Here is a 9,513-nt window from a genome sequence, read left to right as displayed (position 1 = left end):
GCCGCCGCGACGGGCCGTGCCGCGCGGCGCAGGCGCGGATGTTTTTTGCCCGAAACGCGCAGTGCCGGCCGCCCGGCCGCGCCCGGCGCTTCCTGCTCCGCCTCGGCGGCGCGCATTTTGGCCAGCGTGTCGGTCATCCATTCCTCGCTGGGGGCCAGCTTGCCGAACGCGGAGATATAATCGTCTTTATACATCGTCAAACTCCCCCTTCAAAGCAGTTTTCAATAATTTGCGCGCCCGCGCAAGCTGCGAGAGCACCGTGTTCTGCGGCATTTCCAGAATGGCCGCGATCTCACCGGTGGCATAACCCTCAATATAATATAAGTAGATGACCTGCCTGTATTTTTTCGGCAGGCGGTTCACCGCCTCCACTACGGCGGTCTCGTCGGGGGTGAAGGGCGTGTCCGGGAAATCATCCTCCAGGCCGGTCGTTTTGCGCTGCCAGGCACTGCGAAAAAAGCTCTTGCAGCGGTTGATGGTCACCCGCAGCAGCCAGGCCTTTTCATGCTCGGCGCTCTCAAACGCAGGTTTTGCCTTTACATAGCTGATGAACACCTCCTGAGCGATGTCCTCCGCGTCCTCTTTGTTTTTCACCATGGCATACGCTGCGGCAAATACCGTGGCGGCGTAGCGCTCCAAAACTTCCTCGGCGCCGGCGCATACGGCAGCGTCGCTCATACCCCTTCCCCCTTTCACCAAAGGACCCTCACATTTTTCATACGAATGAGCCGCGCGGATTATTGCACGGCTCTTTCGGTTCATTGTAACACAAAAGCATTCGAACGCAAAGAAGCGGCGGAGCGCCCAACGCGCCCCGCCGCTTTATTCAAAACCTCTCCGGAATGCTCAGCTCTTTGAAAATGTGAAGCTCGCGGGCAGCTTTGCCGCGCGGGACACCGGCTGCCAGATCAGCAGCGCCAGGTAATAGTCCACCATGCTGTGCACCACTGTGCCCACGCCCACAAGACCCAGCACCGTGGAGACGAACGTCCCCTCCATCGTCATGCCCGAAAACCAAAACGCCGTCACCACAACGGCTTCCAGAACGCCATGGATCACGCCCATCACCAGCCCGAACAGGAAAATACTCAGGCCGTTTTTCATCACAGCGGGTTTTTTCGCCAGCAGGAACGCGCCTATGGCCACAAACACCACCTGGCTGAGCGCCCGCAGCACCACCACGGGTGGAAAGCCCGCCAGCAGGAAGCCCAGTGTCGCGCCCAGCTCCACCGTGAGCGCCACCGCAGGCGAGATGAACATGGCAATGAAAATCGCCACATGGCTGCCCAGCGTGAAACTCATGGGCCCCAACTGTATCCTTACAGGCGAGATCATCGGGATCAATATGGCGATGGCGCACAGCAGCGCGGCCACGCACATTCTCTGAATGCGTACGGTATTTTTGGCTGCGGACATAAACAGGTTCCTCCCCAACATCCACTGTGCAGACACCGCACACGACATGTGTCTTGACACATATTTTTTCTATACTATACGCGCTTGAGGCCCCTGCGTCAACCGCAGGCGGCAAATTCCCCTTTTTCCACCAAAAATAATGCCGCCGGAAACACTGTGTTTGGGCAACACGCCTTGCCGTTCCTGCGGCGGGGCGGCCCTATACGCCGCCCTGCGTCTGCGCGGCACACCGCGCGTGCGCGTCTAACCACCGGGCGACGCCGTCCTCGTCGTTTGCGCCGATGACGCCCGTGGCGACGGCCTTCAGCACATCTGCGGCGTTCGCCACAGCATATGCCTCGTCGGCGGCCTCAAACAGGTCCACATCATTTTCTCCGTCCCCGAACACGACCAGCCGCCCGCATCCGAGGCTGCTTTTCAGCCACAGGGCCGCACTGGCCTTGGAGGCCGCTTTCGGCATGATCTCCAGCCACTGCTCCCGGGTGTACAGATCCACCTGGAACACACAATGATATTGCTCCCGGTATTTTTCATAAAGAGGCAGCAGCTTTTCCCTCTCGTCAATACAGGTGAAGTAAAAAATATCCCCCGCACGCAGTGTGCGCCGCGTTGCGACGGGGTTCGCCCTTCTGTCGTTTTTCCGCGTCTCAAGGAACGCCCGCATTCCCCGCGTACACCGGGCAGGCAGATAGGAAAACATCTCTCTGCCCCCGGCCACCGCATAGACGATGGGGAACACGCCGCACGCCTCCAGTTCGTCCAGGATCTCCGCCGCTTCCCCGCCGAAAAAATTCATCTGTAAAAACGAGCCGTCCCGGTTGTCCGCCACTGCTGCGCCGTTGTAAACGATCAGCGGTATTTCAGCTTCCAGCCCGGCCGTCACCTTCCGCGCCGTCTGGAACGACCGCGCCGTGGCATAGGAAAACAGCATGCCTTCCCCCACCAGCCGGTTGACCGTCCGGTTGGTATACCCGGATGTCCTTTCGTCGCTGCGCAGCAGGGTACCGTCCAGATCGGATACATACAAAGTCCTCATCGCGTCCTCCCGTCCGAGGGCTCCCGCAAAACCGCAGGCGCGCCGGGCATCCTACCGCCCGGCGCAGCAAGCCTCGTCATTTTTCCAGGCCCATCAGATATCCCTTCTCCTCCAGTGCGGCCAGCACCCGCGCTTTGCGCGCCTCGTCCGGGCACACGAGCGTGTGCAGATGGATGTCTCCCGTCAGGCTGCACAGGGGCTGCGCGCCGTTTTTCTGCAGGGCATCCCAAAAAACGTCCGCATCATAACGGCTGAATACCTGCAGCTGGCCCGAAAGCTGGCCGTACACCGGGTGCTCCACGGTCACATCCAGCACGCCGCACCCGCAGTCCGCCACGGTATACAGCTCGTCCAGCAGGCCGTCCAGGCCGTGGCGGCATGCCACGGTGCAGCGCACGCCGCCGCCCTCCTGTCCGCCGCCCAGCACATAGCCGCGCGGCGTAGCTACAATGGGCGAGCCCGCCGCCCGCAGCAGCGCCACATCCCCCACCACGACCTGCCGGCTCACGCCAAGGCGCGCCGCCAGCGCAGCCGCGCTCACCGGGCCGGACGCCCCGGCCAATGCCTGCAATATCTCATCTCTGCGCCGGGCCGCCGTCATGGGCCGCGCCTCCCTCCGTGCTTCTCCGCAAGGCGGCACACGCCGCCGTTTGAGGCCAGTATAGCATGTTTCCGGCAAAAAAACAAAACGAAAATGCCGGTATTCACAGCACGTTTACAAACGCGCTTGAATTTTGTCATATTCCGGCGTTACAATAGAAGATACAGTGAGGAGTTGAAGCATATGAACGAGCAACCCAAACCCAATAAAAAGCCCTTCTTTTACTATGCGATGATCGCGATGCTCATCCTGATGCTGCTGAACGCGTTTGTGTTCCCCAGTCTGATGACCCCGCGCGTGACGGAAGTAAGCTATGACAAGTTCCTGGACATGCTTTCGGGCGGCCAGGTGACCGTGGTGGAGCTGCAGGAAAACGAGCGTGAGCTTTATTTCAAAGCTGCAGATGAAAACGGGGCGGAACGGATCTACTCCACGGGCGTGTTCCCGGACGCGGACCTGCAAAAGCGCCTGTCCGAGAGCGGCGTCACCTTTTCCGCCGTGGCTCCGCAGGAAAACAGCACCCTGATGAATTTCCTGTTCACCTGGATCTTCCCCACGCTCATCCTGATCCTTCCCATGGTGCTGTTGTGGCGTATGATGCAAAAGCGCATGGGCGACGGCAGCAATATGATGTCCTTCGGCATGGGCAAGAGCAACGCCAAGATGTACGTGGCCGCTCAGACGGGCAAGACCTTTGCCGACGTGGCCGGGCAGGAGGAGGCCAAGGAAGCGCTGGAGGAGATCGTGGATTTCCTGCACAATCCGGATAAATACCGCAGCGTGGGCGCCGTAATGCCCAAGGGCGTTCTGCTTGTCGGCCCTCCGGGCACCGGCAAGACGCTGCTGGCCAAGGCTGTGGCCGGCGAGGCCAATGTGCCGTTTTTCTCCATCGCGGGCAGCGAGTTTGTGGAGATGTTCGTGGGACAGGGCGCGGCCCGTGTGCGCGACCTGTTCAAACAGGCGAAAGAAAAGGCCCCCTGCATCGTGTTCATCGACGAGATCGACACCATCGGCAAAAAGCGTGACGGCAGCGGCATCGCGGGCAACGACGAACGCGAGCAGACGCTCAACCAGCTGCTCAGCGAGATGGACGGCTTCGACGGCTCGTCCGGCGTCGTCATTCTGGCGGCAACCAACCGTCCCGAAACGCTGGACAAAGCGCTTCTGCGCCCCGGCCGTTTCGACCGCCGTGTGCCCGTCGAACTGCCGGACCTGCAGGGCCGCGAGGCCATTCTGCGTGTCCATGCCAAGGACGTGATGATGGCCGACGACATTGATTATAAGGCCGTGGCGCGGGCTACCTCCGGCGCGTCCGGCGCAGAGCTTGCCAACCTTATCAACGAAGCCGCGCTGCGCGCCGTCAAGTGCAACCGCCGCATCGTCACACAGGAAGACCTGACGGAATCCGTAGACGTGGTGGTGGCGGGCTACCAGCGCAAGAACGCAGTGCTTTCGCCCCATGAAAAAGAGATCGTCGCCTATCACGAAATCGGCCATGCTCTGGTTGCCGCGCTGCAGTCCAATTCCGCGCCCGTGACCAAGATCACCATCGTGCCGCGCACCTCGGGTGCGCTGGGCTATACGATGCAGACGCCGGAGGCCGACACGGTGCTGCTCTCCAAGGAAGAGGCGCTGGCGAAGATCGCCACGCTGACGGGCGGGCGCAGCGCCGAGGAGCTGATCTTCGGCAGCGTCACCAGCGGCGCGTCCAACGACATCGAGCAGGCCACCAAGCTGGCCCGCAGCATGGTAACGCGCCTGGGCATGAGCGAAACATTCGATATGACGGCGCTGGAGACCGTGAGCAACCAGTATCTGGGCGGCGACGCAGCCCTGGCGTGCAGTGCCGAAACCGCCACCAAGATCGACAAAGAGGTGGTGGAGATCATCCGCACAGCCCACGAAAAGGCCATCGGCATTTTGAAAGACAACATGGATAAGCTGCACGAACTTGCCAAATATCTGCTGGAAAAAGAGACCATCACCGGCGATGAATTCATGGCGATCCTGAATCGGTAAAAAATAAGCGGCAGGCCTACGTCCCATATGGGACGTAGGCCTGCCGTAAGGAGTTTTGCGGCATGAACAGCACTTCGGAACAGCAGGATGCACAGCACCTGCGTATGACGACCGCACCGGTGCCGGGGCTTATCCTCTCTCTCTCCGTCCCCAGCATCATCACCTGCATCATCACTTCGGTCTACAACATGGCCGACACGTTCTTTGTGGCGCAGCTGGGCACGGCCGCCGTAGCAGCGGTGGGCGTTGTGTTTTCCATATCCTCGGTGCTCTCTGCACTGGGCTTCTGGATGGGTACAGGCGGCAGCAGCCTTGTCAGCCTGTATCTGGGCGCACGGGAAAAGGAAAAGGCGCACTGCGCCGCCAGCACGGGCTTTTTTCTTGCTTTGGGGCTGGGCGGCGTGATCGCTGCGGGCGGGCTGCTGGCGCTGGAGCCGCTGATGCGCCTGCTGGGCAGCACCGATACCATCCTGCCCGAAGCCGAGGCCTACGCCGTTCCCATCCTGCTGGCCGCGCCTTTCCAATGCTCCAGCCTGGCGCTGGCGCAGTGCCTGCGCGCCGAGGGAAAAAGCAAGGAAAGCATGGCCGGACAGCTTGCAGGCGGGCTTTTGAACATTGTGCTGGACCCTCTGTTCATTTACACGTTGGGCATGGGCATCCGGGGTGCGGGCGCGGCCACGGCGCTCAGCCAGGTGATGGTGTGGGCCGCGCTGCTCTGGTTCTATGTGCGCGGCAAAACATCCGTGCGCATTTCGGTGCGGCAGGTAGCCCGCACCCCGCGGATGGTGAAGCTGATTTTCACCACAGGCTTTCCCAGCCTGTGCCGTCACTGCGGCAACGCGCTGGCCACCATCGTGCTCAACCGCGCAGCGGGCGGCTTTGGAGACGCTGCCATCGCCGCGTTCAGCATCGCATCCCGCGTCTCGGGGCTGGCGCTCTCCGTGTCCATCGGCTTTGTGCAGGGGCTTCAGCCCGTGGCGGGCTACGCCCACGGCAGCAAAGACCACGCGCGGCTGAAAAGCGCGTTCCGCTTCTGCTGCGCCGCCAGTATGTCCGCTCTGACGGCACTGGCCGTGATCATTGCCGCAGCCGCGCCATGGATCGTGCGCATGCTCAGCCCCAGCGACGGCGGCCTGGTGGAAACCGGTGCGGCCGTGCTGCGCGCCACCAGCATCGCACTGCCGTTCACCACGTTCATCAACTGCACGGGCACGCTGTTCCAGGCCATACGGGAAAGCGCGCGCAGCAGCGCGCTGGTTCTTGGCAAACAGGTGTGCATCTACATCCCGCTGCTGCTGGCCCTGCCCCGCGCCTGGAGCATGAACGGCCTGATGGCCGCAATGCCGCTGGCCGACGCTCTGGGCTTCCTTGCCGCGCTGTGGATGGCCCGCAGCTATTTTCGCCGCGCGCAGCACGCTGCGGCGCTGTAAAGAGCCAATTTTCAGCGAGGTGGCTCTGTCGGGCAAGAACGGTAAAATGATACTTTTACTTTTTGGAATGCTGCCAAAGATGCAGGCGGGTATCTATTGGTTGTCCCAAGGAGCACTGCAAAAATATTTTGGATTACGGCAAAGGTACACCCGTGCATTATACAAGGTTATAGATACCGTAAAAAACTTTAAATCATTTGACAAAAATACAGTTGTAAAAGCATAAATTCGTCAAACGCCAGCGATGAAAACGCAGGACAAAATGCACCATATTTCCACATTCATAGTATACCAAGAGCGGAAAAAGACCGCACCGAATGTTCGCTTGAAGAAATATAGGAAAAAATTGCAATCCACCGACTCCCAGCTGCCTTCTGGAATCCAAAATCCGACGCACAGGATGCGAAGCACCAGAAAACTATTTTACGCCTGGGAGAAGTGTTTGAGAAATATTTTTAGCCTCAAAAAATTCTCGCCGCCCGGCTGTTGCAGCTTCCGGACGGCGGGTTTTTTTTATTTTTCCTGCGGCTGCTCTGTTTCCTGCTCCGTCGCAGCCTCTGCCGCGGTTCCCTTCTCCGGCTTCTCCTCCGCCTGTGCGGCGACTTCGGCCTGCTCCGTCGCTTCCTCCGCGGCAGCCGCCTGCGCGGCGTCCGCGGCCTCCTCCACCGCCTGCGCGCCGGCGGCCACGGTTTCCTTTACGCGCTCCAGCAGGTCCTCCGCGCCGTCGCGCAGACGGCCCGCAACGGCAGGAGCCTCCTCAGCCACATATCCGGCAAACGCCGAGCCAGCGTCCGCCACCGCGTCGCCCGCTTCATACAGCGCGTCTCCGGCGTCGTGCAGCGCCCCTTTCAGCTCCACGGTATCCACGCCCGCTTTCTCGGCAGTGCCTGTCACCACTTCCTTTACCTTTGCGCCCGCGTCGCTCAGCACGCCGCCCGCCGCGCGGGCAATATCCTCCAGCACGCTGCCCGCGGGTACGTCCTGCGGCTCGGCCCCGGCGGCTGCCGCCGCAGCGTCGGCCGCTTTGTTTTCCTCATATTTTTGGGCCACCTTCAATGCGGCGAAAGCGGCGCCCGCCGTTACGCCAAGGCCCAGCAAGCCTTTTAAAAATCCCATAACTCTACGCTCCTTTACAGCAAAATGGGCAACCGCCCGCCCTGCGTCACCGCCCGGCGGGCTTCCTTGCTTTCATTATAGATTCCCCGCGCCGGTTTGCCAAGCATTTCGCGGCATGTCACAAAAAGTTTGCAATTCGTTCCCGGTTTGGCCGCAAATGCGCCGTTTCGCGGCGGCTTATGCCTGCGTGCGCTCGATCTCCCGGATGCGCGCAAAGCCTTCGTGTACCATACCGGCTTTGTCCGGCGTCATGCCGTCGCACCAGTCGCTGTCCACAAATGCCAGCGCCATACGCCCGGCCACCGCGGGGGTCACGACTTTTTCGCCCATGGCCATCACGTTCGCGTTTGTGATGCGCCGCAGCTCGGCGGCGGTATATTCGCTTTCACAGGCCACGGCGTATACGCCGCGAAACTTGCCGGCCGTCATGCACACGCCGGCGCCGCTTCCGCACATCACAAAACCGCGTTCATACGCGCCGCTCTGAATGGCGCGCGCCAAAAGCTCGCCCGCCTCGTAATAGCGCACGGTCTCATCCTCCCGCTGCTGGCCAACGTCCGTAACGTCGTGGCCCGCCTCCCGCAGCACCTGTTTGACATGCTCTTTCAAACGGAATCCCGACGCATCGGATGCAATGGCGATTTTCATACAAAAACTCCTTTCGACGGTGTGCCGCCGTTTGTTTTCAGCAATTTCGCACAGCCGTGCCGCTTTTTATCTTATCTTAAAAAACCGCATGATGCGGTAGCCGATGTAGCGGAACACATCCGCCGCCAGCCACAGCTCGATGAGCGCGTAATGGGGCAGATTGCTCCAGCGGAATTTCGGCTTTTTCACTTTCGGGATGGCCCGGAACGCCTCCCGCGCGCCTTTGATGTACGGCGTCCAGAAGCCCCGCAGGCCGAACACCAGAATTTTGAGCAGATAGCCCAGCGCAAGCGGGACAAAATTCAGAAGGAGCATGCCCAGCGGCATATTTTTGTAGGGCAGCAGAATGCTGTTGCGCCCGCTCTGCACGCTTTTGAATTCGTTGTACCGCACTGCGCCCGTCGTCGCACCGCAGATGTGGTAGCACTTGGCCGCCGGGCAATACAGGTTTTTATAACCCAGACTGTTGGCCCGCCAGCTGATGTCCACATCCTCGAAATAAGCAAAAAACAGCTCGTCGAACAGACCTGTCTCATCCAAAATGCTTTTGCGGTACAGGCTGGCCCCTCCGCAGGCGGAAAAAATGCGCCCCGGCTTTGTATAACGCCGCCAGTACATGCCGTCGCCCCGCTTGCACGCCCACCCGAACAGCGTGACATAATCCCCCGCATCGTCACAGATGTCCCGTTCAAAATGCCGGATCATCAGGCTTTGCACCGCAAAAGCGCGCGGCTCGGCATCCGCCATGGCAATGAGCTGTGCCAGCCAGTCCGGCTGTGCAAAGGCATCGTTGTTGAACAGCACCACATATTCGCCTTTTGCCAGGCCGATGCCCGTGTTCACCGCTGCGGAAAAGCCGGTGTTTGTTTGGTTCTCCACCAGCGTGTAGCCCGGGCGGCCCACATAGCTGCGGGCAATGGCCAGGCTCTCGTCTGTGGAGCCGTTGTCGATGATGATAAGTTCAAAGTCCTGCTCCGTCTGCGCCCAGACCGATTCAATGGAATCGCGCAGCCAGCCCGCGCCGTTCAGATTCGGTATTACAATACTTGCTTTCAAAAGCGTGGTCTCCTTTGATGAAACGTGCTATACTGTTGTTGACGCATGTTTTGGGTTGTATACGCGGTGCGCAGCCGCGGCAGCGGCGAGCCTGAGATTATTATAACATGACGCCGCGAAGCGGCCTCGGCAAAACCGCACTTGCTGCGGTTTTGCATGTTTCAATGTCCCCAGGCCCATGCGCGCCAGCG

The 9,513-nt window shown here is 60.5% G+C and carries 10 protein-coding genes; 2 read left to right on the top strand and 8 right to left on the bottom strand.

The genetic code is table 11. The annotated features are described in order from the left end of the window. From IIY41_RS10260 to IIY41_RS10240, 5 genes are all read right to left on the bottom strand, one after another. Positions 1 to 200: hypothetical protein (locus tag IIY41_RS10260; protein WP_287400619.1), on the bottom strand; the 200-nt coding region annotated here is incomplete at its 3' end. Next, positions 187 to 678: an RNA polymerase sigma factor gene (locus IIY41_RS10255; protein ID WP_009321851.1), complete on the bottom strand. Its 492-nt coding sequence runs from the start codon at positions 676 to 678 to the stop codon at positions 187 to 189. The genes IIY41_RS10260 and IIY41_RS10255, both read right to left, overlap by 14 nt. Positions 679 to 846: 168 nt before the next feature. After that, positions 847 to 1,416, bottom strand: a complete 570-nt coding sequence (locus IIY41_RS10250; protein WP_009321850.1) for a hypothetical protein — start codon at positions 1,414 to 1,416, stop codon at positions 847 to 849. 199 nt (positions 1,417 to 1,615) lie between these two features. Beyond that, complete coding sequence (locus IIY41_RS10245; protein ID WP_009321849.1) at positions 1,616 to 2,452, bottom strand: HAD-IIB family hydrolase; 837 nt, start codon at positions 2,450 to 2,452, stop codon at positions 1,616 to 1,618. 76 nt (positions 2,453 to 2,528) lie between these two features. Then, positions 2,529 to 3,053, bottom strand: coding sequence for a transcription repressor NadR (locus IIY41_RS10240; RefSeq protein ID WP_009321848.1), 525 nt, complete (start codon positions 3,051 to 3,053; stop codon positions 2,529 to 2,531). 183 nt (positions 3,054 to 3,236) lie between these two features. On the opposite strand from IIY41_RS10240, the gene ftsH reads away from it, so the two are divergent. Together ftsH and IIY41_RS10230 are read left to right on the top strand one after the other, a co-directional pair. Continuing rightward, the gene (gene ftsH / locus IIY41_RS10235) at positions 3,237 to 5,072 is read left to right on the top strand and encodes an ATP-dependent zinc metalloprotease FtsH (RefSeq protein WP_050004605.1); all 1,836 of its coding nucleotides are present in this window, start codon (positions 3,237 to 3,239) and stop codon (positions 5,070 to 5,072) included. Between the two features lie 62 nt (positions 5,073 to 5,134). After that, positions 5,135 to 6,502 carry an MATE family efflux transporter gene (locus tag IIY41_RS10230; protein ID WP_119981376.1) on the top strand — a complete coding sequence of 456 codons (1,368 nt, stop codon included), beginning with the start codon at positions 5,135 to 5,137 and terminating at the stop codon, positions 6,500 to 6,502. A 513-nt stretch (positions 6,503 to 7,015) separates the two neighbouring features. Here IIY41_RS10230 and IIY41_RS10225 read toward each other — a convergent pair. From IIY41_RS10225 to IIY41_RS10215, 3 genes are all read right to left on the bottom strand, one after another. Continuing rightward, entirely contained in the window at positions 7,016 to 7,618 is a 603-nt protein-coding gene (locus IIY41_RS10225; RefSeq protein ID WP_287400614.1) for a hypothetical protein, read from the bottom strand. Positions 7,619 to 7,795: 177 nt separating this feature from the next. Further along, positions 7,796 to 8,266 (bottom strand): RpiB/LacA/LacB family sugar-phosphate isomerase, encoded by a 471-nt coding sequence (locus IIY41_RS10220; RefSeq protein WP_009321843.1) that lies wholly within the window; start codon positions 8,264 to 8,266, stop codon positions 7,796 to 7,798. Between the two features lie 66 nt (positions 8,267 to 8,332). After that, positions 8,333 to 9,322: a glycosyltransferase family 2 protein gene (locus tag IIY41_RS10215; RefSeq protein ID WP_287400612.1), complete on the bottom strand. Its 990-nt coding sequence runs from the start codon at positions 9,320 to 9,322 to the stop codon at positions 8,333 to 8,335. Positions 9,323 to 9,513: the final 191 nt, after the last annotated feature.

This window comes from Ruthenibacterium sp. (assembly GCF_017421385.1).
Lineage (GTDB): Bacteria > Bacillota > Clostridia > Oscillospirales > Ruminococcaceae > Ruthenibacterium > Ruthenibacterium lactatiformans.
The sequence above is the reverse complement of the archived record's forward strand: the minus strand, read 5'-3'. Positions and strand labels throughout refer to the sequence as shown.